The 21468-nt window shown below is 56.1% G+C and carries 19 protein-coding genes, 1 pseudogene and 1 riboswitch; of the genes and pseudogenes, 7 read left to right on the plus strand and 13 right to left on the minus strand.

Annotation, left to right across the window (positions count from 1 at the left end; genetic code table 11):
- Positions 1–11: 11 nt before the first annotated feature.
- The 5 genes from katA to MON37_RS02060 all read right to left on the minus strand — a co-directional run bounded on the left by katA (position 12) and on the right by MON37_RS02060 (position 8087).
- A complete protein-coding gene (gene katA, locus MON37_RS02040) occupies positions 12–1526 on the minus strand; it encodes a catalase KatA (protein WP_039406662.1) in 1515 nt (504 codons plus the stop codon).
- A 299-nt stretch (positions 1527–1825) separates the two neighbouring features.
- Complete coding sequence (gene fhuB, locus MON37_RS02045) at positions 1826–3793, minus strand: Fe(3+)-hydroxamate ABC transporter permease FhuB (RefSeq protein WP_052242817.1); 1968 nt, start codon at positions 3791–3793, stop codon at positions 1826–1828.
- Positions 3787–4698, minus strand: coding sequence for an iron-siderophore ABC transporter substrate-binding protein (locus tag MON37_RS02050; RefSeq protein ID WP_039406658.1), 912 nt, complete (start codon positions 4696–4698; stop codon positions 3787–3789). Before MON37_RS02050 ends, fhuB begins: the two co-directional genes overlap by 7 nt.
- Before the next feature lie 188 nt (positions 4699–4886).
- Complete coding sequence (locus MON37_RS02055) at positions 4887–5651, minus strand: ABC transporter ATP-binding protein (RefSeq protein ID WP_039406655.1); 765 nt, start codon at positions 5649–5651, stop codon at positions 4887–4889.
- A 216-nt stretch (positions 5652–5867) separates the two neighbouring features.
- Positions 5868–8087 carry a TonB-dependent receptor gene (locus MON37_RS02060; RefSeq protein ID WP_039406652.1) on the minus strand — a complete coding sequence of 740 codons (2220 nt, stop codon included), beginning with the start codon at positions 8085–8087 and terminating at the stop codon, positions 5868–5870.
- A 60-nt stretch (positions 8088–8147) separates the two neighbouring features.
- Between MON37_RS02060 and MON37_RS02065 the strand changes: the two are divergent.
- A pseudogene (locus MON37_RS02065) lies at positions 8148–8261 on the plus strand (IS5/IS1182 family transposase); the annotation flags it as partial.
- Between the two features lie 70 nt (positions 8262–8331).
- Here MON37_RS02065 and MON37_RS02070 read toward each other — a convergent pair.
- Together MON37_RS02070 and MON37_RS02075 are read right to left on the minus strand one after the other, a co-directional pair.
- Entirely contained in the window at positions 8332–9624 is a 1293-nt protein-coding gene (locus MON37_RS02070; protein ID WP_039406649.1) for a valine--pyruvate transaminase, read from the minus strand.
- A gap of 100 nt (positions 9625–9724) precedes the next feature.
- Positions 9725–10297, minus strand: coding sequence for a UbiX family flavin prenyltransferase (locus tag MON37_RS02075; RefSeq protein WP_039406646.1), 573 nt, complete (start codon positions 10295–10297; stop codon positions 9725–9727).
- 183 nt (positions 10298–10480) lie between these two features.
- Here MON37_RS02075 and MON37_RS02080 point away from each other — a divergent pair, with 183 nt between their 5' ends.
- Entirely contained in the window at positions 10481–11164 is a 684-nt protein-coding gene (locus tag MON37_RS02080; RefSeq protein ID WP_003766223.1) for a 2,3-diphosphoglycerate-dependent phosphoglycerate mutase, read from the plus strand.
- Between the two features lie 83 nt (positions 11165–11247).
- On the opposite strand, the gene MON37_RS02085 is transcribed toward MON37_RS02080, so the two are convergent.
- The 5 genes from MON37_RS02085 to metK all read right to left on the minus strand — a co-directional run bounded on the left by MON37_RS02085 (position 11248) and on the right by metK (position 15041).
- Positions 11248–11670 carry a hypothetical protein gene (locus MON37_RS02085; protein ID WP_039406643.1) on the minus strand — a complete coding sequence of 141 codons (423 nt, stop codon included), beginning with the start codon at positions 11668–11670 and terminating at the stop codon, positions 11248–11250.
- Position 11671: 1 nt separating this feature from the next.
- A complete protein-coding gene (locus MON37_RS02090) occupies positions 11672–12475 on the minus strand; it encodes an NUDIX domain-containing protein (RefSeq protein WP_039406640.1) in 804 nt (267 codons plus the stop codon).
- A 75-nt stretch (positions 12476–12550) separates the two neighbouring features.
- Positions 12551–12928 (minus strand): holo-ACP synthase, encoded by a 378-nt coding sequence (gene acpS / locus MON37_RS02095; protein ID WP_039406637.1) that lies wholly within the window; start codon positions 12926–12928, stop codon positions 12551–12553.
- Between the two features lie 51 nt (positions 12929–12979).
- Positions 12980–13708 (minus strand): pyridoxine 5'-phosphate synthase, encoded by a 729-nt coding sequence (pdxJ, locus tag MON37_RS02100; protein ID WP_039406634.1) that lies wholly within the window; start codon positions 13706–13708, stop codon positions 12980–12982.
- 163 nt (positions 13709–13871) lie between these two features.
- A complete protein-coding gene (gene metK, locus MON37_RS02105) occupies positions 13872–15041 on the minus strand; it encodes a methionine adenosyltransferase (RefSeq protein WP_009312787.1) in 1170 nt (389 codons plus the stop codon).
- A gap of 191 nt (positions 15042–15232) precedes the next feature.
- Positions 15233–15342: riboswitch (SAM-I-IV-variant riboswitch) on the minus strand.
- A gap of 92 nt (positions 15343–15434) precedes the next feature.
- Between metK and MON37_RS02110 the strand changes: the two genes are divergently transcribed.
- The 4 genes from MON37_RS02110 to MON37_RS02125 all read left to right on the plus strand — a co-directional run bounded on the left by MON37_RS02110 (position 15435) and on the right by MON37_RS02125 (position 18030).
- Positions 15435–16484, plus strand: coding sequence for an FAD:protein FMN transferase (locus tag MON37_RS02110; RefSeq protein WP_039406631.1), 1050 nt, complete (start codon positions 15435–15437; stop codon positions 16482–16484).
- Positions 16485–16522: 38 nt separating this feature from the next.
- Complete coding sequence (gene nqrM, locus MON37_RS02115) at positions 16523–16744, plus strand: (Na+)-NQR maturation NqrM (RefSeq protein WP_003757168.1); 222 nt, start codon at positions 16523–16525, stop codon at positions 16742–16744.
- A gap of 135 nt (positions 16745–16879) precedes the next feature.
- Positions 16880–17230: a helix-turn-helix domain-containing protein gene (locus tag MON37_RS02120; RefSeq protein WP_242883573.1), complete on the plus strand. Its 351-nt coding sequence runs from the start codon at positions 16880–16882 to the stop codon at positions 17228–17230.
- Complete coding sequence (locus MON37_RS02125; RefSeq protein WP_242883576.1) at positions 17134–18030, plus strand: IS3 family transposase; 897 nt, start codon at positions 17134–17136, stop codon at positions 18028–18030. The genes MON37_RS02120 and MON37_RS02125 overlap by 97 nt, the downstream gene beginning before the upstream one ends.
- 235 nt (positions 18031–18265) lie before the next feature.
- Here MON37_RS02125 and MON37_RS02130 read toward each other — a convergent pair whose 3' ends face one another.
- The gene (locus tag MON37_RS02130) at positions 18266–20479 is read right to left on the minus strand and encodes a RelA/SpoT family protein (RefSeq protein WP_039406399.1); all 2214 of its coding nucleotides are present in this window, start codon (positions 20477–20479) and stop codon (positions 18266–18268) included.
- Positions 20480–20700: 221 nt separating this feature from the next.
- Here MON37_RS02130 and MON37_RS02135 point away from each other — a divergent pair, with 221 nt between their 5' ends.
- Positions 20701–21447: a hypothetical protein gene (locus MON37_RS02135; protein WP_242883816.1), complete on the plus strand. Its 747-nt coding sequence runs from the start codon at positions 20701–20703 to the stop codon at positions 21445–21447.
- The last annotated feature ends 21 nt before the right edge of the window (positions 21448–21468 follow it).

The raw sequence follows: 21468 nt of genomic DNA on the forward strand, positions 1-21468 counted from the left end.
GCTCCTCCCATTTACAGCAAACCGGGCTGACCCAGTGCGGGGTCGGTCGCGCGGGCGGCTTTCGCATCTTCAACGGTCAGCCCCAAGGCTTTCGCCACGCCTTCGCCGTAGGCGGGGTCGCAACGGTGGCAGTTGCGGATGTGGCGGTATTTGATGAAGTCGGGGGCGTCGCCCATGGCGGCGGCGGTGTTGTCGAACAAAGCCTGTTTCTGCGCGTCGTTCATCAGGTTAAACAAGGCGCGCGGTTGGCTGAAATAGTCGTCATCGTCTTGACGGTAGTCCCAGTGCGCCGCGTCGCCGCTGATTTTCAAAGGCGGTTCGGCGAAGTCGGGCTGTTGCTGCCATTGGCCGAAGCTGTTGGGTTCGTAGTGCGGCAGGCTGCCGTAGTTGCCGTCGGCGCGGCCTTGTCCGTCGCGCTGGTTGCTGTGGACGGGACAACGCGGGCGGTTGACGGGGATTTGGCGGAAGTTTACGCCCAGGCGGTAACGTTGCGCGTCGGCGTAATTGAACAAACGGGCTTGCAGCATTTTGTCGGGGCTGGCGCCGATACCGGGAACAAGGTTGCTCGGTGCGAAGGCGGATTGTTCCACATCGGCGAAGAAGTTTTCGGGATTGCGGTTCAACTCAAATTCGCCCACTTCAATCAGCGGATAGTCTTTTTTCGGCCAAACTTTGGTCAAGTCAAACGGATGATAAGGCACTTTTTCCGCATCGGCTTCAGGCATGACTTGGATGTACATCGTCCATTTCGGAAACTCGCCGCGTTCGATGGCTTCGTACAAGTCGCGTTGGTGGCTTTCGCGGTCGTCTCCGATGATTTTCGCAGCTTCTTTGTCGGTCAGGTTTTTAATGCCTTGCTGGGTGCGGAAATGGAATTTCACCCAAAAACGCTCGCCCGCTTCGTTCCAGAAGCTGTAAGTATGCGAACCGAAGCCGTGCATATGGCGGTAACTGGCGGGAATGCCGCGGTCGCTCATGACGATGGTGACTTGGTGCAGGGCTTCGGGCAGCAGCGTCCAGAAGTCCCAGTTGTTCGTAGCGGAGCGCATATTGGTGCGCGGGTCGCGTTTGACGGCTTTGTTCAGGTCGGGGAATTTGCGCGGATCGCGCAGGAAGAATACGGGCGTGTTGTTGCCGACCATATCCCAGTTGCCTTCTTCGGTATAGAACTTCAACGCAAAGCCGCGGATGTCGCGTTCCGCATCGGCTGCGCCGCGCTCGCCTGCCACGGTGGTGAAACGGGCGAACATCTCAGTTTGCTTGCCGACTTCGCTGAAGATTTTGGCGCGGGTGTATTTTGTGATGTCGTGTGTTACGGTAAACGTACCGAACGCGCCCGAACCTTTGGCGTGCATACGGCGTTCGGGGATGACTTCGCGCACGAAGTCGGCGAGTTTTTCATTCAGCCACAAATCCTGCGCCAGCAACGGGCCGCGCGGACCAGCCGTCAGGCTGTTTTGATTGTCGGCAACGGGCGCGCCGTTGTTCATGGTCAGGTGGGTTACGGGGCATTTAGAGACAGTCATAATAATTTCCTTTGTGAAATGGTCAGTGGTTTATAAAACGATTTGCCGAAAAGCATATTCGTAGCCGGTTTCTTGGCATTCATAAATTTCTTGTATCGACATTTATTTTTCCTTTTGTTTAAGCTATGAAAAGGACTATACAGAAAGATTTTGACTATTGGAACTATGACTTCAATTTAATATTGTTATTATTAATTGGGATTTGATTTTTGTTAGATTTTTATTATTGATTAATGCATGAAATAGAAAAAGGTCGTCTGAAACTGTTTTCAGACGACCTTTTTGTATCTTCGTTCCCATTAAAGCTTGCGCATCATCATCATGAAATATGCGCCGCCTATGAGCGTGGCCATCATTCCGGCAGGGACTTCGTAAGGGAACATTACCTGCCTGCCCAGCCAGTCGGCCGTCATCATAACCGATGCGCCGATGAGTGCGGCGGCGGCAAGTTGCTGTTTGGGCAGGCGTGCGCCGAGCATACGGGCCAGATGCGGCGCAAGCAGTCCGACGAAGCTCAAGGGGCCGATAAGCAGGGTGGATAAGGCGGTTAACGCTGCGCTTGAGACGATCAGCACCAGCCGTGCGAGGGGGACGTTGATGCCGACGGAGCGGGCGATTGTCGCGTTCAGGCTGAGCAGTCCGAGCCAGCGTTGCAGCGGGAGGATGAGGAGGAGCGAGGCGACGGCGAGGAGGCCGACGGTAAGGGCGGATTCGGGCGTTGCCTGATAGGTCGAACCTGACATCCACAATAAAAGCAGTTGTACGCGGAAATCGCCGCTTGCCGTCCAAATGCGGATGGCGGCATCGGCGAGTGCGGCCAGCGCCATGCCGGTAAGCAGGATTTTTTCGGGAGCCAGCCCGTTTTTGCGGTTGAACAGCATCAACAGTCCCAAGGATGCCAGTGCGGAAATCACTCCGACCAGCCAAAACCAGCCGCTGCCCGAAGTGATGCCGAACAGCATGACGCAGGCCATCGCGCCGAATGCCGTGCCGGAACTGATGCCCAAAAGCTCGGGGCCTGCCATCGGATTTTGCGTCAGCCTTTGCAGCATCACGCCGGTCAGCGCGAGCATGGTGCCAGTGGCGGCGGCAAGCATCACGCGCGGATAGCGGAATACGAAATATTCGGGGTCTATGGTCAGGCGCAGGGTTTCATCGTAGCGTCCGACGGTCAGGGCCAATACCGCTGCGGCAATGGCAATCAGCGGCAGCAGGCGCAACAGGCGCGAGGTATGCAGCGCGGCAGGCGCGGTGTCGGAGGCCGTCTGAAAAGAAGGACGGGACGGGGTTTTCATCATCAGCCACAGCAGAAGCGGCGCGCCGATGAGTGCCGTTACTGCACCGGCAGGCAGGTCTATGCCGCGATAGTGCTTCAGCAGCATCAGGCTGTTGTCAGTCAGCATCAAAAGCAGTGCGCCGATGATGAAGGAACAGATCAGGCGCATGGGCAGTGTGCGCACGCCCGTCTGCCGTACCAGCGTGGCCGCCGCCAGTCCGGCAAAGCCCATCATGCCGACGAAGCCGACCACGCTTGCGCCCAAAAAGGCCGCCGCTGCCAACGAGAGCAGGCGGATTTTTTTGACAGGGACGCCCACCGATTCCGCCTGCGTGTCACCCAGGCTCATGATGGTCAGCGGTTTGATCAGAAAGGCTGTAAACAGGGCGGTTGCGGCGACGCGCCACAAAAGTCCCAGCGTGTCGCGCCAACTGTCCTGCACCAGCGAGCCGCTGCCCCACTGCATCACGCCGCGCGTCTCTTCGCTGAAAAACAGCATCACAATGCCCGTCAGCGAGCCGAGATAGAGGCTGACCACCAGGCCTGCCAGCACGACGGTAAGCGGTTGCAGGCCGCGCCGGGACGACAGCCACAAGACTGCGCCCAAGGCCGCCGCCGCACCGGCAAAAGCCACGGCGGACGTGCCGTAGGAGAGGAAGGAGGGGGCGAATACGGTTGCCGCCACCAGTGCCGTCTGTGCGCCGCTGCTGACTGCCAGCGTGCCGTCAGAGGCGAGCGGATTGCGCATCAGCTGCTGCATCAGCATGGTTGCCGCCGCCGTACTGCCGCCGGCGAGCAGCGCCATCGCCATACGCGGCAGGGTATTGTTCTGCACCATCAGTGCGTCCAGGGGCAGGGTGTCGGGGCGGTCGAAAATCCGCAGCCACGGCAGCGTCCATTCCAGCTTCAAGATCCACCATGCCGTCAGCGCACACAAAAGAAGCAGCAGGACGGCAAGCGGGGGCAGGGGTCGTCTGAACATATTTACCATGCGGCCTCCTTGTTTGCGGATGCCGTTTCAGACGGCATCGAACGCATCAGTTGCAAAGTGAAGTGTTGCATGGAGGGTAGTGCGCCGTAGCTCCACGACGGTTCGAAAATACGGCGGTTTTCCGGCCTGCTGAACGGCAGTCTTTTCCAAAGCGTGCTTTTTTCCAATACCGGCCGCGTATTTTGCGGATGCGGTTTGACGATAATCAGCACCGTATCCGGCGGCAGCTTGGCCAAGTCCACCAGCGTGATGTTTTCAAACCCCCATTCGTTGCTCTTGCCCGTCCATGCATTTTTCAGCCCCAGCTTGTCGAAAACGACCTGAAAGAGCGAAGTTTTGCTGTAAATCCGCAAATGCCGGCCGTCGGCAAACTGGACGGCCGCAAAGGGGCGGTTGCGGTAAGGGGCGAGTACGGGACGGGCGCGGGCGAACAGGTTTTCCGTGTCGCGTATCAGCTTTTCGGCAGCCGGCGTATCGCCGATAAGCCTGCCCAGTTTGCGCGTCGTATCCAGCGTGTGCGCGTATTCGATGCCTTTTGGGGTACCGAAATCCAGCTCGTGTACCGGCGCGATTTTTTCAAATTGCGGCTTGGCGGCGGCATACCATGAAGATTGTACGAAGAAATCGGGTTTGATCTGATAGAGCCTCTCCAGGTTCGGCTGGAAGCGCAAACCTGCCTCTTTCACCGAGGCAGGCAGCGGCGGATAGTTTACCCAGGTATCGTAAACCCTTCTGTCGGCGACACCGACGGGCGGATGCCCCATCGCCGTCAGCGTTTCGGTTATCGTCCAGTCCGAAGTCGCCACACGCGGTGCGGCATGGGAAAAAACGGCAAACAGCGCGGCGGCGGTGAGAAACAGCCGTGCGGCAAAGTGGGGGAGGTCGTCTGAAAAGCGGTGGGACATTTGTTCGGCAGTCTTTCGGGGGTTGGGGTCAAGGTCGTCTGAAAAATGTGGGTCGGATTCTCGAATCCGATATTTTCAAATTGGCGGTGCCGTTCAAAGCAACCGAAATATCTGTGTTTTGTCGGATACGGGTATCCGACCTGCACATTCCGGCTTTTCAGACGACGTGTTCTTCTTGGAAGAATTTTTCAAGGCAATGCCACGGGGCGGCCGTTTTCGGGGTGGGCGATGATGTTCATCTCGACGCTGTAAATGTCTTTCAACACTTGCGCCGTCATGATTTCGGACGGCCTGCCCGTTTTCAGCAGCCGCCCTTGTTTGAGCGCGACCAGTTCATCGCAATACTGCGCCGCCAGATTAATGTCGTGGATGACGATGATGACGCCCAAACCCAAATCGCGAGACAGCTTGCGCACCAGTGCCATCACGTCGATTTGGTGGGCGATGTCCAAAGCGGCAAGCGGTTCGTCCAGCAGCAAAAAGCGGCTTTGCTGCGCCAGGCACATCGCCAGCCAGACGCGCGAACGTTCGCCGCCCGAAAGCGTATCGACGATTTGATCGGCAAATTTTTCCGTATGCGTCAGCCGCAACGCCTGTTCCACCGCCTGTCTGTCCGCATCGTTCGTGCGCCCTAAAAGCCCGCTCCAGGCATAACGCCCCATCATAACCAGCTCGCGCGCGGTCAACGCGGTGGCGGCGGGCAGGTGCTGCGGAAGATAGGCGACTTCTTTGGCGTATGCGCGGGCGGAATAGGCGCGTATTTCTTTGTCGTTCAGCAATATCCTGCCGCCTGCGGGTTCATGCTGGCGGGTGAGCAGTTTCAACAGCGTGGATTTGCCCGAGCCGTTATGGCCGATGAGGCCGTACACGCGGTTAGGGGAAAAGTTGACGCTGATGTCGTGCAGCAGCGAGCGGCCGGGTATGGCGAAGGTGGCGTTTTGGATTTGGAACACGTTTCAGACGACCTTTTGGTGGGTTTGACGTTATGTCGGAGAAAGCGGCGGCGCGGCAAAACCCATTGCCCGTTGTCGATGCCGATGCCGCAAAGGCGGAGTTTTACGGCGGTTGTCCGAAAGCGTAGGGCAAAGTCGGACGCATCAGGCTCCAAGGTCGTCTGAAAACGTTTCAGACGACCTTTGGACCGTTGGAGGCCGTTTGCCGCCCGTCCCTTAAAAATCGACCGAAGCCGACAGGGTGAAGCTGCGCGGTGTGCCGGCGTTCAGGTAGCCATTGTTAGGGTATCCGCCGACGGATGCCCAGTATTTCTTGTTGGCAACATTATCGAGGCGGGCGCGGAAGGTGGCTTCGTGCCTGCCGATTTGGGTGCGGTAGCGCGCGCCGATGTCGAAGCGCGTCCAGCCGCCGACTTTAAGCGTATTGGCCGCATCGGCGTAGGAAGAACCGGTGTAAACCATGCGTCCGTCAAACGCCAGCCCCTGCACTTTCGGCACTTCCCATTCCAAGCCGATGTTGGCCTGGGTTTTGGCCACACCGATGGTGCGTTTGCCGTCGGTCGAGGACGAGCCGGTGGATTTCTGTTTGGCATCGAGCAGGGTTACACCGCCCAAGAGTTTCACGCCCGGGGCAACTTCGCCGTAAACGGTGATTTCCGCACCTTGGTGGCGGTCTTTGCCTTCGGAAGTGAGACGGGCGGTGTTGTTTTCGACAACGTAGAGCGAACGCGGTTTGTCGGTGTGGAACAGGGCCAATCCCGCGCCGAAGCCGTTGGCTTCAAATTTCGTGCCGATTTCTTTTTGTTTGGAAACATAGGGTTTGAGCGATTCGCCGGCATTGCTGACGGCGTAGGCCCGGCCGTTGATGGAGGCAGTCGAGCCTGCGGTCGCGCCTTGTCCCAGGCTTTCGATGTAGTTGCCGTACACCGACCAATTCGGCGTGATGCGGTACACCGCGCCGACGGCGGGACTGAGGCGCGATTTTTTGTAATTTTCGGTTTGCGCGCCCGTATTATAGGCGTAAGCCTTGTTATGCACCTGCTGCCAGCGCGCCCCGAGCATGAATTGCAGGCGTTTGTCCCAAAGGCTGAAGGTGTCGCCCAAGGCGAAGCTGGTCAGACGTGTTTTGCCGGTAACGGCAGGATTGCCCATGTCGTTGCCCGAATACAGCGGGTCGGCGGCTGCGGGTTGCGGATAGCGGGACGGGTTGTAGAGGTTGGTCGTATATTGGTTGCCCCAATCCATGATGTAAGCGTTTTTGCGCGAGGATTGGAAACGGTTGGCGGCAGCGGTCCATTCGTGCTCTACCGCACCCGTATTGAATTTGCCGCGCAAACCGATTTCGCCCGTGTCGATTTTATCCTTACGCGCGTTGTCGAAGCGGTAAATCGATCCGTCGCCGTTGACATTGCGGACAGTCAGGTTTGCCAGAGAATTGTTTTCCTTGCTGCGGCGGAAGCCATAGGCGGCGTAGGCAGTCAGGTTGTCGTTGAAATCGTATTCGCCGCGCATTGTGCCGAACCAGTCGCGCTCGTTGGAATACGTCCACGGCTGCGCCCAGTTGGACGAGGCATCAGGCGCGGCCGGCACGGCGGTCAGGCCTGACAGGGTAACATTGGTACGCGTGGATTTGAGCTTGTTGTCCTGCCAACCCAAATCGGCGGACAGGCGGGCATTTTCATTGCGCCAGTCTAAGCCGACATTGACCAGGCTGAGTTTGGACTTTTCGTCGTCTATTGCGGTTTTGCCGTTATGGTGCGCCGCATTGACGCGCACGCCGAATTCCCGATTTTGTCCGAAACGGCGCGCCACGTCCGCTGCCAAACCACCGCGTTTTCCCGCGCCGTAATTGGCAGTCAGCCGGTTCAATCCTTCATTGGACGCGCGTTTGGGCAATACGGATACCGTGCCGCCGATATTGTTGCCGCCCGGCGCCATGCCGTTTAAGAAGGCGGATGCGCCGCGCTGGACTTCCACGCGTTCGAAAAGCTCGGTGGCGATGTATTGGCGCGGCAGGATGCCGTAAAGGCCGTTGTACATGGTATCGTCCGATTCGGCGGCAAAGCCGCGTATGAAATAGGCTTCCTGAAAATTGCCGTAACCGCGCGCAACGCGGACGGTCGGGTCGTTTTGCAGTACGTCGCCGACGCTGCGCGCATGTTTGTCTTGAATCAGCCTATTGGTGTAAGCAGTATTGGAGAACGGCGATTCTAGGTTTTTTTTATTGCCCAAAATACCCACGCGGCTGCCGCGCGCCACCTGTCCGCCCTTAAATGCAGGAATCAAACCGCCCTTGGATGCGTCCGCGCTGGCGGTTACGGTGATGGTTTCGAGTTCGGCGGTTTCTCGGACTTGGGGTTCGTCTGAGGCAAATGCCGCCGAAACGGCAAGGAGGGAGAGGCTGAGGATGCTGAGTCTGGAAGCGGGCTTAATCATTTGTATTTTCTTTCAAAAGTCGATCGTAACGGTTAATTCTAAAAGAAAATTAATTTCATTTCAAAAAAATATAGTGAATTAAATTTAAATCAGGACAAGGCGACGAAGCCGCAGACAGTACAGATAGTACGGCAAGGCGAGGCAACGCCGTACTGGTTTAAAGTTAATTCACTATAAATGATAAAAGGTCGTCTGAAACTGTTTTCAGACGACCTTTTGACTGAATGGCTGTCAACTTTACCGTTTACGCCGCATCGTACAAACCGCGCACCACCCTGCCGATGGCGGCGATGCCTTTTTCCAGCGTTTCCGCGTCCTGCGCGATGCTCATGCGGATGCACTCGCGGGCGTGCGGGTAGTCCTGCGTGTCAATGCCGACGAAGAAATGTTCACCCGGAATAATCAGCGTGCCTTCGGCTTTGAGCATTTCGTACAGGGTTTGCGATGAAACAGGCAGGTTTTCAAACCAAAGCCACAGGAAAATCGCGCCTTCGGGCTTGTGGATTTTCAGCGAATACTCACCCAGCTCGCGCTTGAGCAGCGAGACGGCGGTTTGCGCCTGATTGCGGTAAAACGGTCGGATGACGTCGTCTGAAAGCTGTTTCAGACGACCGTCCTGCAACAGCGGCGTTGCGATGGCCGCGCCGAAGCGGGTGGGCGACAGGTTCACAATCGCATTCAGACTGCTGACGGCTTTGACGACTTCGGGCGCGGCGACGATGATGCCGGTGCGCACGCCAGGTAAGCCGACTTTGGAAAGGCTGAAGCAGAGGATGATGTTTTCGTGCCAATTCAGCGTCACGTCGCTGTAAATGATGTTGGGGAACGGCATTCCGTAGGCGTTGTCGATAATCAGCGGAATGCCGTGTTCTTGCGCCAAAGCGTCCAGCCGCGCCATTTCGCCGTCGGTCAACACATTGCCGGTCGGGTTAGTCGGGCGCGAACAGCAAATCGCGCCGATTTTGCCCGCTTTAAGTTCGGGCAGGCTTTCCAGCGCGTCAAAGTCCACGCGGTATTTGAAGAAGCCTGCTTCGCCTTCGTGTTCGACCGCTTCGATTTTCGGTTTGACGGAAACAAAGTGCTGCCCTTCGACATGCACGTCGGCATAGCCGATGTATTCGGGCGCGAGCGGCAGCAGGATGGCTTTCTCTACGGAAAGGTCGTCTGAAACCTTGAATTTGCCGCCGAAGAGGTTGAAAAGATAGAAAAACGCGTTCTGCGAACCGTTGGTCAGCGCGATATTGTCGGCGGTCAGGTTCCAGCCGTATTCGCGGTTGAGGAAGGCGGTCAACGCGTCAATCAGCGCGGCATCGCCTTGGGGGTTGGAGTAGTTGCCGATGTTCTCGACGGCGTGTTCCGCCGCCAGCTTGGAAAATACGTCGGCGAACACGGCATTGACTTCGGCGATCCGCGCCGGATTGCCGCCGCCGAGCATGTTGACGGGCTTATCGCTTTTGAGCGCGTCGCCGAGGTCGTCCATAAGTTGCAGGATGCCGCTGTGTTGCGTGAATTTTTCGCCGAATGCCGAGAACTGCATGATGACTCCGTGTAAATATGATTGGCGGGGATTATATCAGCTTGATATGGTGAGGGGTCTCCTGCCAGCCTGAAAACGGGTTTCAGACGACCTTTGATATTTAGGAAGATGTTCCGCCCGTCCATTCGGGTACGGCGCCGGTGTCGAAACCTAAAAGTGAAAGCGCGTGGGCGGTGCTGTGGGTGATGATGTCGTCTATGGTTTGCGGCTGCTGGTAGAGGGCGGGGGTAGGTGGGAAGACGATGCCGCCCATTTCGGTAACGCGGCGCATATTGTCTAGATGGGCAAGGTTGAGCGGGGCTTCGCGCACCATCAGCACAAGGCGGCGGCGCTCTTTCAGGACTACGTCCGCCGCGCGTGTCAGCAGGTTGTCGCCGAAGCCGTTTGCAACCGCAGCCAGCGTGCGCATCGAACAAGGGGCAATCAGCATCCCGTCGGTTTTAAACGAACCGCTGGCGATGGCGGAACCTATATGGTTTATCGGATGGACGACATCGGCAAGGCGGTAGAGTTCGTCTTTTTCATACGGCGTTTCCAGCGCGCGCGTCATTTCCGCGCTTTTGGATACCACCAGATGCGTTTCGACATCGTGTGCGCGCAAAAGCGACAAGGCCTTGATGCCGTATTGAAAACCGCTGGCTCCGCTGATGCCGATAATCAAACGTCGGGTCATGAAAGTCTTTCGTAAAAGCGTATTTTGGCAACATTATAAAGCAGGTCGTCTTGACAGGCAGGTTTCATATTTTGAACAGCGGCTGTTTGACTGAAGGCAAGGGTAGGGGAGGCGGTTCGGCAGAAGCAGCCGAAATATGTTATAAATAAGCCCTTCTACGACCTAAAACTTGGAGCATACGACATGGAATTGGTATTTATCCGCCACGGACAAAGCGAATGGAACGCGAAAAACCTGTTTACAGGCTGGCGCGACGTAAAACTGAGCGAGCAGGGGCTTGCCGAAGCTGCCGCCGCCGGTAAAAAACTGAAGGAAAAAGGCTACGAGTTCGACATCGCCTTCACTTCCGTCCTGACCCGCGCGATTAAAACCTGCAACATCGTTTTGGAAGAATCCGACCAACTGTTCGTGCCGCAAATCAAAAGCTGGAGGCTGAACGAGCGCCACTACGGCCAACTGCAAGGTTTGGATAAAAAACAAACCGCCGAAAAATACGGCGACGAGCAAGTCCACATCTGGCGCCGCAGCTACGACACCCTGCCGCCGCTGCTCGATCCGAAAGACCCGTTCTCCGCGCACAACGACCGCCGCTATGCCAACCTGCCCGCCGATGTCATCCCCGACGGCGAAAACCTGAAAGTTACTTTGGAGCGCGTATTGCCGTTCTGGGAAGACCAAATCGCCCCCGCGCTTCTGAGCGGCAAACGCGTCCTGGTCGCCGCACACGGCAACTCCCTGCGCGCATTGGCCAAACACATCGAAGGCATTTCCGACGAAGACATCATGGGCTTGGAAATCCCGACCGGTCAGCCGCTGGTGTACAAATTGGATGATAATTTGAAAGTGGTTGAAAAATTCTATCTGTAAGCTTTGCGGATAATAAAAAGGTCGTCTGAAACCCTGATTTGTGGTTTCAGACGACCTTTCTTGTCTGAATACGCGTAGAAGGCCTATTGGGCGGTAAAGGTCGTCTGAAAAGTTTGTCCGCCTATGGTGATGTTGGCGATGTAGTCGCGTCTGCCTTCGACGCAGACGGGCAGGTGGATTTGGTGCGCTTGCCAGGTGCGCGGGGATTGTTGTTGGAGCATATAGCGGTTGAAGCCCATGTCCATGTCTTTCATGCTGAAGCTGATGCTGACTTGTTGTGTTTCGGCCGGGGTGTTTTCGACGGTGATGTCGAAGGCGGAGCGGTGGCTGATGGGGGTGGAGCGGACGTGCGAGCCGTCGGGCAGGATGCAGCCTTTGATGAGGTCGCACTCGGCCGCGCGGGCTTGGGGTTGTTGTTTCTGCCACCAGTCCAGCAGCAGGAGTTTGGCGGCGGCGAAGAGGATGAGGAGGACGCCTGCGAGGAGGAGTTTGCGGTTTTTGTCCATTTCAGACGACCTCGGTGTCATTGTCGGACAGGACGGCGTGTGCGCCTGTCGAGAGCCAGCGGTCGCGGTAGCTTGAAACCAGTGTTTCGGGCGCGGCGACAACCAGCGGAACGGATACGCCTTGTTCCAATATTTCAAGCACTTGTCGTGCGCTTGCGTCGTCGTTGACTTGCCAAACGACGACGTCGGCATCTTGAACACGCTGCCATTGTTCGCGGGTGTGTACCGACACCCAAACGCTTTGGGCTTGGGGCAGCTTGCCGAGTTTGCGCAGTTCGGTTTCTGAGATGAGGATGTTGGCGTGGTGCTGCTCAGCTAGGGAGTAGGGGGCGACGCGGTATTCGCCGGTGCTGTTTTGTCCGTGCAAACCGGTTTTCAGACGACCTTGAAGCCGGCGCGGGACGGAGAGGGCGCGCAGCAGCGGACCGTTGGCAGGCAGCATGGGAGCGACGTTGAAATCGCCCGCTTTTTGCCACGACCATGCCTGTCCTTCGCGGGATTGGGGTTCGCCCGTCCATTGGTCGGGGTTTACCCATAGGAATTTCAGGAAGACGCGGGCGTGTTCGTAGGAATGGATTTTGGTCAGCCAAGGTGTGGCGGCGAGGATGCGGATGCCGAGTTCTTCTTCAAACTCGCGTTGCAGGGCTTGGAAGTCGGTTTCGCCCGCTTCGACTTTGCCACCGGCAAATTCCCAATATCCGGCATAGGGTTTGCCTTCGGGGCGGGAACTGAGCAGGTAGTCGCCGTCTTGGTTGAGCAGGATGCCGGCAACGACGCGGATAAGGGGGCGGGTGTCTTGGGTCATGGGGATAGGGAGAAGGGTCGTCTGAAAATTCGGAAAGGTCGGATTTGGGAATCCGACCTGCCAATGGGTGCTGTCTTATTTTTCGGCAACGACAAATGCCAACACGGTGTCTTCTTCGTCGCTCATGCTGAGGCTGATGCGGCTGATGCCTTGTTCTTCCAGCCATTTGGACAGGGTGGGGGCGTAGAAGAATTCGGGTTTGCCCAATGCGTCATGCCCGATGCCGATGTTGCGGAAGGAAACCGCGCCGCGTATGCCCGTGCCGACGGCTTTGGCGAAGGCTTCTTTGGCGGCGAAGCGTTTGGCAAGGTAGTTGACGGGTTTGCCCGCTTGCGGGAATTCGAGCAGCTCTTCGGGGGTGAGGATGCGCTCGGCAAACGCCTGTCCGAATTTTTTGCTCAGGCGGATGATGCGTTTGAGGGAAACGATGTCTGTGCCTATGCCGTAAATCATGCGGTGGTCTCCTTGTTGAGAGAAGGTCGTCTGAAAAGGTGGTGTCGCCTATCAAGGCAGCATTCTTGCCCTGAACATGATTTCCTTCATCTGGCGGACGGCTTCGGGCAGGCCGAGGAAGAGGGCTTGGGCAATCAGCGAATGCCCGATGTTCAGCTCGCGGATGGCGAGGATTTGGGCGATGGGGGTAACGTTGTGTATGGTCAGGCCGTGTCCGGCGTTGACGACCAAGCCCAAATCGCTGGCAAAATGCGCGCCGTTTTGCAGACGCTCGAATTGCTTGATTTGTTCGGCGTGGCTGTGTGCATCGGCGTATGCGCCGGTGTGCAGCTCGATAACGGGCGCGCCGACATCATAGGCGGCTTGGATTTGCTCGTTGTCGGCATCGATAAAGAGCGAAACGCGGATGCCCGCGTTGGTCAGGATTTTGGTGAACTCGGCGATTTTTTCCTGTTGCGCCAATACGTCCAAACCGCCTTCGGTCGTGATTTCCTGACGTTTTTCAGGCACGATGCACACGTCTTCCGGCATGACTTTGAGCGCGTTTTCCAGCATTTCTTCGGTCAGCGCCATTTCAAGGTTCAGGCGCGTGCGGATGGCGTTTTTGACGGCGAACACGTCCGCGTCTTTGATGTGGCGGCGGTCTTCGCGCAGGTGCATGGTAATCAAATCCGCACCGTGTGTTTCCGCGACCAACGCCGCTTCCACGGGGCTGGGATAGGTCGTACCGCGGGCGTTGCGGACGGTGGCGATGTGGTCGATGTTTACACCTAAGAGCATGATGTGTCCTTTCTTTGGATTTTCAGACGACCCGCTAATTGTAATCTTTCTGGTCGAAAAAGGCAGCATACCGACGCATGCTGCCTTGCTGATTGGGAAAAATTGCAGTTGCCATAAGGATGGAAAGTCGTCTGAAACTCCCTTTCAGACGACCTTTATAGCTTTATACGCCTGCGGCTGCTTTCAATGCGGCTGCTTTGTCGGTGCGCTCCCAAGTAAATTCAGGCTCTTCGCGGCCAAAATGGCCGTAGGCGGCGGATTTACTGTAAATCGGGCGCAAGAGGTCGAGCATTTGGACGATGCCTTTGGGGCGCAGGTCGAAATGTTCGCGAACCAGGGCAATCAGTTTGTCTTCGCTGATTTTGCCTGTGCCGAAAGTGTCGATGGAAATCGAAGTCGGTTCGGCAACGCCGATGGCGTAGGAAACCTGAATCTGACATTGGGTTGCCAAACCGGCGGCAACGATGTTTTTCGCGACATAACGGCAGGCGTAAGCGGCGGAACGGTCCACTTTGGACGGGTCTTTGCCGGAGAATGCGCCGCCGCCGTGCGGAGCTGCGCCGCCGTAGGTATCGACGATGATTTTGCGGCCGGTCAGACCGCAGTCGCCTTGCGGGCCGCCGATGACGAAGCGGCCGGTCGGGTTGATCAGGTATTTGGTTTCGGCAGTCAGCATTTCGGGCGGCAGAACGGGCTTGATAATCTGCTCGATCACGGCTTTGCTCAGTTCTTCATGGCTGATTGCAGGGTCGTGCTGGGTGGACAGGACGACGGTGTCGATGCGTTTTACTTTGCCGGTTTCGCTGTCGTAAACTACGGTCAGCTGCGCTTTTGCGTCGGGACGCAGCCACGGCAGGCGGCCGTCTTTACGCAATTCGCTTTGACGCTGCATCAGGCGGTGGCTGTAATAGATGGCAAACGGCATCAGGGTCGGGGTTTCGTCGCAGGCGTAGCCGAACATCAAACCTTGGTCGCCCGCGCCTTGGTTCAGGTCGATGCCTTCGCCTTCGTTCACGCCTTGGGCGATGTCAGGGGATTGTTGGTCGTAGTACACGCCGACCGCGCAGCCGTTGGCATCAAAGCCCAACTCGGACGAGTTGTAGCCGATGCGTTTGATGGTCTCTCGTGCGACTTTGATGTAGTCCACATGGGCGGTGGTGGTGATTTCGCCCGCCAACACGCACAAACCGGTGTTTACCAGAGTTTCCGCCGCGACGCGCGCTTTGGGGTCTTGCGCCAAAACCGCATCCAAAATCGCATCGGACACTTGGTCGGCTACTTTGTCCGGATGGCCTTCGGAAACCGATTCGGAAGTAAACAGATATTCACTCATTTCAATATTTTCCTTCAAAAACAAGCCGTCTGCTTTCAGACGACCTGTTGTTTCAATATACGTCCCACAACGGAAATCATAACAAAATTTCCACCTGCACTCCATCCAAATGATAAATATTCCCACTTGGATAAAGCGGTTCGGAATCCTGCCCGTACAGAACATACGGGCAAAAAAATTCCCGCATCAAGCGGGGGGATTTGAATTGCCCTCTCGGACCACATCGGCTTTGCAGCCGTCCACCTTACCTTTCCGTCTGAAAAGCAGGTTGGCATGGAATTCCCAACTCTTAATGCAGCGCGGATGTTAGCAGAAAAGCCCTTCCCCCGCAAGCCGCGCGCCCTTGCGTTTTACGTTACAATACGTCGTCTGAAAACACCCGAACACCCTATCATGCACCTGCCCTCCGCCATTCCCGCCCTTGCCGCCGCCCTCGCCCTTACCCTGCCCTTGGGCGCGTGCGGCAAAAAAACATCCGAACAAACCGTGCTTCAGGGCGAAACGATGGGTACGACCTATACCGTCAAATACCTTTCAGACGACCTCCCCAACCCGCCCGCGCCCGAAGCCGTGAAAAAGCAGATTGACGGTGCGCTCGAAGAGGTCAACCGCCAAATGTCCACCTACCGCGAAAACTCCGAAATCAGCCGCTTCAACCAAATGCGCGAGACCCGCAAACCCATGCCCGTTTCCGCCGATTTCGCCGCCGTTACCGCTGAAGCCTTACGCCTCAACCGCCTCACACAAGGCGCGCTCGACGTAACCGTCGGCCCGCTCGTCAACCTTTGGGGCTTCGGACCGAACAAAGAAATCACCCGCGAACCCACCCAAGCCGAAATCGACAAAGCCGCCGCCCAAACCGGTACGGACAAAATCATCCTCACGCAAAACGGCAAACAAGCCGCGCTCGCCAAAACCCAACCCGAAACCTACCTCGACCTTTCCTCCATCGCCAAAGGCTTCGGCGTGGACAAAGTGGCAGGCGAACTTGAAAAACTTGGCATCCAAAACTACCTTGTCGAAATCGGCGGCGAGTTGCACGGCAAAGGCCGCAACGCCCAAGGCGAACCTTGGCGCATCGGCATCGAACAGCCCAACATCGTCCAAGGCGGCAACACCCAAATCGTCGTCCCCCTCGACAACCGCTCCCTCGCCACCTCCGGCGACTACCGCATTTTCCACGTTGACCCGCAAGGCAGGCGGCTGTCCCACATCATCGACCCCAAAACCCGCCGTCCGCTGTCGCACCGCCTCGCCTCCATCAGCGTCGTCGCCGATAACGCCACCACCGCCGACGGCCTGTCCACCGGACTTTTCGTACTCGGCGAAACCGAAGCCCTCAAACTCGCCGAACAGCAAAACCTCGCCGTTTTCCTGATTATCCGCGACCAAAACGGCTACCATACCGAAATGTCCGGCGCGTTTAAAAAACTACTCCATTAATATCCACGCACTCATATCCATCCCACAGGAACACCATCATGAAAACCCTACTCCTCACCTTCGGCCTCTTCCTCCTCGTCATCCTCGGCATGGCGGTCGGCTATATTTTTTCCAAACGCACCATCAAAGGCAGTTGCGGCGGCATCTCCTCGCTGGGCATGAAAAAAGTCTGCGACTGCGACACCCCGTGCGACACGCTGCAAAAGAAACTGGACGAACAGAAACAGCAGGAAAGCAAAGGCATTACCGTCGATCATTGAACCTTATCCTAATCAGGTTCAGCCTGGCTTTGAACTTGGCAACACAAAAGGTCGTCTGAAAACCGCATATCGCAGTTTGAACTGCACCCCAAAAGTTGGACATCCCCCCTCCAACTCACAAGGTGCAGTTTTTTTATGAGCAAATATACATTACACTTTAAATACCAAGCCGTACTCCACTACCTGCATATACGCAGCCAACAGCGTACCGCAGACCACTACGGCATCTCCCGAACCCACCTGCGACGATGGATACGCGCCTATCAAGAAGGCGGCATCGGCGCACTCGAACATCCCCAATCCAAAACCATGCCCCAACACCGCAAAAACCCCTTCATCGCCGACAAACCCGACCACGAAAAAACACAGGCGGAGCTTATCGAAGAGTTGTGCTATATGCGCGCAGAGGTCGCCTACCTAAAGGAGTTAAAAGCCCTCAGCCAAAAGCGGACCGAAAAGGACAAAGCCAAACCGTCCAAACACTGAGGGCGCAACACCCGCTCAAATACCTGCTGCACATCGCAAACCTGCCCAAAAGCAGCTTTTACTACCATCACCAAGATCGACCCGATCCCGACGAGGCCGACAAAGCCCTCCTTGTCGAAACCTACAAACGGCATAAAGGACGCTACGGACAAAGGCGCATTGCCGCAGCATTGGATTGGAACCGCAAAAAAGCAGCGCGGTTGATGAAGCAGTTGGAACTGAAAGCCCTCATACGGGCAAAAAAAGCCTACCGCCATCCCGCCATGGGCGAGATATCGGAACACCTCCTCAAACGCCTATTCACAGCCGAAAAGCCCAACGAGAAATGGCTGACCGACGTGACCGAACTCAAAGGAAAGGACGGCAAACTGTACCTCTCGCCAATCTTGGACCTGTTCAACCGAGAAATCGTCGCCTACGCCATGAGCCGCAATGCTAACAGCGAAATGGTGAAGGAAATGCTCGAAAAAGCCGCACCCCGGCTGACCGGCGAAGGAACGATGCTTCATTCGGACCAAGGCGTGCTGTACCGTACGGCGGGATATAGGGAATTGCTTGCGGAGCATTCCATGGTTCAAAGCATGTCGCGAAAGGCGAACTGCTGGGACAATGCGCCGATGGAAAGCTTCTTTGCGGTGTTGAAGACGGAGTGTTTCTATAACGCAGGAGAATTGACGGTGGACGAATTGATGAAGCAGATAGATGACTATATGGATTACTACAACCGGGAGCGTTGCAGTCTGAAATTGAAAAAGCTGAGTCCTGTCGCATACAGAACCCAGCTTGCACAGAGCGCCTGAAAAGGCTTTTATGAGTGTCCAAGATTTGGGGGCCAGTTCAGTTTTCAGACGACCTTTGATTTGCAAGTGTGGCTGTTTTTATAGTGGATTAACTTTAAACCAGGACGGCGTTGCCTCGCCTTGCCGTACCGGTTTAAAGTTAATCCACTATACTTACAATGTCGATTTACGATACAGAAAAAAAGGTCGTCTGAAAAACTCGAAATCCGTTTTTCAGACGACCTTTTGCTCCTCCTTACAAGCGTGTGACGCTCAACACGCCTTTGACGTCGCCGAGGCTGGCGAGGACGCGCGGGAGGTCGTTGACTTGTTTGACTTCGAGCGTGAACCTCATGCTGGCTTCCAAGTCGCGGGACTGGGTTTGCACGGCGGTAACGTTGAGTTTGTGGCGGGCGAGCGCGTCGGATACGTCGCGCAAAAGGCCTGAGCGGTCTTGGGCGCGGATTTCGACATCGACAGCAAACACTTGTCCTTCCTGCAACGCCGCCCAGCTTGCGTCCAACACTTTTTCAGGCGCTTGTTCGGCAAGGTGTTGGAAAGAGGGGCAGGTTTTGCGGTGGACGGAAATGCCGCGTTCGCGGGTAACGAAGCCGACAATATCGTCGGGTGGTGCGGGTTTGCAGCATTTGGCAAGCGTGGTCATCAAACCGTCTTCGCCATCGATAAGAACACCTGTTTTGCCGCCTTTTTTAATTTTGGACTGTTTGACGATGGTGGTTTCGCTGACGGGTACGGGCGGCGGTTCGTTCAGCGTGCCGCAGGCTTTCTGGATGGCGCGGTTGGAAATTTCGCCCTGTCCGACGGCGGTGTAGAGGTCGTCGAGTTTTTTGTAGCCGAGGTTTTCGGCAAGCTCTTGCAGGTTGGGTTTGGGCGTGAGTTTGGCAAGCTGCTTGTCGAGTTGGACGCGGCCTTCTTCGCGCACGGTGTCGGCATTCTGCTGACGGATGTAGGCGCGGATTTTGCCGATTGCCTTGCTGGACTTGACCCAGCCTTCGTAGAGCCAGTTGACGGAAGGATGCCCTTCTTTGGCGGTAATGATTTCGACGCGCTGTCCGTTTTCGAGCGGGGTGGACAGCGGCACGATTTGCCCTTCGACTTTCGCGCCGCGGCAGCGGTCGCCGATGCTGCTGTGCAGGGCGTAGGCGAAGTCGATGGGGGTTGCGCCGGTGGGCAGGGAAAGGACTTTGCCGTGCGGGGTCAGGACGTAAATCGTGTCGTTGAAAAGCTCGGTTTTGAAGGCGGCGGCGAGGTCTTCCTTGCCGCTTTCCGCCATGTTTTCGCGCCAGTCCAAGAGTTGGCGCAACCAAGCGATTTTTTGTTCGTAGGCGGAATCGCCCTTGCCGCCCTCTTTGTAACGCCAGTGCGCGGCGACACCGAATTCGTTGAATTGGTGCATATCGAAGGTGCGGATTTGCACTTCCACGCCTTTGTCTTCCGGGCCGACAATGACGGTGTGCAAACTTTTATAGCCGTTGCCTTTGGGGTTGGCGATGTAGTCGTCGAACTCGCCGGGGATAGGTTGCCAAAGGCTGTGGACGATACCCAGCGTGGTGTAACACTCGGGGACGGTATCGACCAAAATCCGCACGGCGCGGATGTCAAACAGCCCGTCGAAGCTGAGTTTTTTCTTCACCATTTTTTTGTAAATGGAGTAGATGTGTTTCGGGCGGCCGGCGACTTCAAAGTGGACGTTGTATTTTTTGAGCTCCGCGCGCAGGATGTTGAGGAAGTTTTCGATGTATTCGAGGCGTTCGGTGCGTTTTTCGTCCAAAAGCAGCGCGATTTCGCGGTATTTTTCGGGTTCTTGATGGCGGAAGCCGAGGTCTTCGAGCTGCCATTTGAGCTGCCACACGCCCAAACGGTTGGCGAGCGGGGCGAAGATATCGAGGGTTTCTTTGGCGACAGCGCGTTTTTCGGGGCTGTCGGGGATATTGCTGAGAAACTGCATGGTGCGGGTGCGCATGGCGAGTTTGATTAACACGACGCGGATGTCAGTTACCATCGCCAGCAGCATTTTACGCATGGTTTCAGCTTGCTGGGCGCGCTCTTCGGAAGTGGCGAGGCTGTCCACCCGGGCGAAGTGGGTGAGTTTCTGCACTTCGTCCACACCTTTGACCAGCTCGGCGACGGTGCTGTTGCAGCGTTCCGTGAGCAGCTCGCGCCAGTCGGGCACAAAACGCACGATGTCGGCCAAAAGCGTGGCGGCCACCGCATCGGGCAGCAAATCCAATTCGTTCACCATACGCGCCGCACCCAAAAGGTGCGCCAAAAGCGGCTCGCCCGCAGGCGTGGCCGCATCGGCAGGATAATGCGTCTCGGCCAGCGACAAGGCCGTCTGAAGCAGCTTTTGCGCAGGTTCGGGCAAACCGGCGGTGTGCGCGTCAAACCACGCGCGGGATTCTTGCAGCGGTGCGGCGGGGATTTCCGGTGTTTGTCGTGTGTTGCTCATGGCGTGCCGTTTCTCCGTTTGTTTTGTTTCGACATAGCGGCTGTATTGTAGCAGCTTGCCCGTATTTTGCGACAAAGCATGTTTCAGACGGCCTGGGCTACCCAACTTGCAATAACATATAAACATCAAAATAAAACAAACAATTAGCGTGTAAATGTGCTTGCAGTGAAAAAATATTGGAAATAATATCAATGCAAGTAATAATTTTTATGAAGAAGGAGATGAGTGTGAAATTTTTAGCTGCTTTGTTGTGGCCGGCCATGTTGCTGCCCATTTTGTCTCATGCTGATAGCGGCATTCAGACGGTCTCTGTTTCTCAAGCATATGCGGATGACGCAACGGGCTGCGAGCAGCTTTATCCTGTAAATAGCTTCGAGAATTTGTTCAGACAGATGGCAGGCACGCTGCATAGTGCCTGTTTGCTTGATATGCCGCCTGAAGATTTAGCGAAAAAGTGGCAGATTCCCGTGTACCGGCGCTATCTGCGGCTTTCTGGCCGTTTGCGGCCTGACGGAGAAAAACAGGCGGTACTCAGATGGAAAGACAAGGCAGAGCGGCAGAAATGGCTCAAACACAGGCGGCGTAAGCTAAAACGGCCGACCGATGGCTTTACGGTAGTGCATCAGACCGACTACGACGGCAGTACTTTTTTAGAAATCGAAGCAACGCCTGATTATTTAAAGCATTACCGTTCGCTGTTTCCTGACAACCGTTATCCTGATGATTTGCCGAAACCCTATGTTTCATCTCATATCCTAAGCCCGGTCAGCGTATGCTTTAACGACGGAACAAGAAAGAATTTCCCCAGGTATACGGTAGTAAATCAAGTAGCAGTAGATGAAGACAACCGTTTGATCGGGAGTGATAGACATTTGATTATAAGGGAGGGGAAAGGTGCAGGAATATTATTTCAGCATCCAACAGACAAATGCATTAATGATATTTCCAGCATCTTTCTTATCAGATAGTCGATAGTATTTAATTTTAAA

The sequence above is a fragment of the Morococcus cerebrosus genome (assembly GCF_022749515.1).
Taxonomy (GTDB): domain Bacteria; phylum Pseudomonadota; class Gammaproteobacteria; order Burkholderiales; family Neisseriaceae; genus Neisseria; species Neisseria cerebrosa.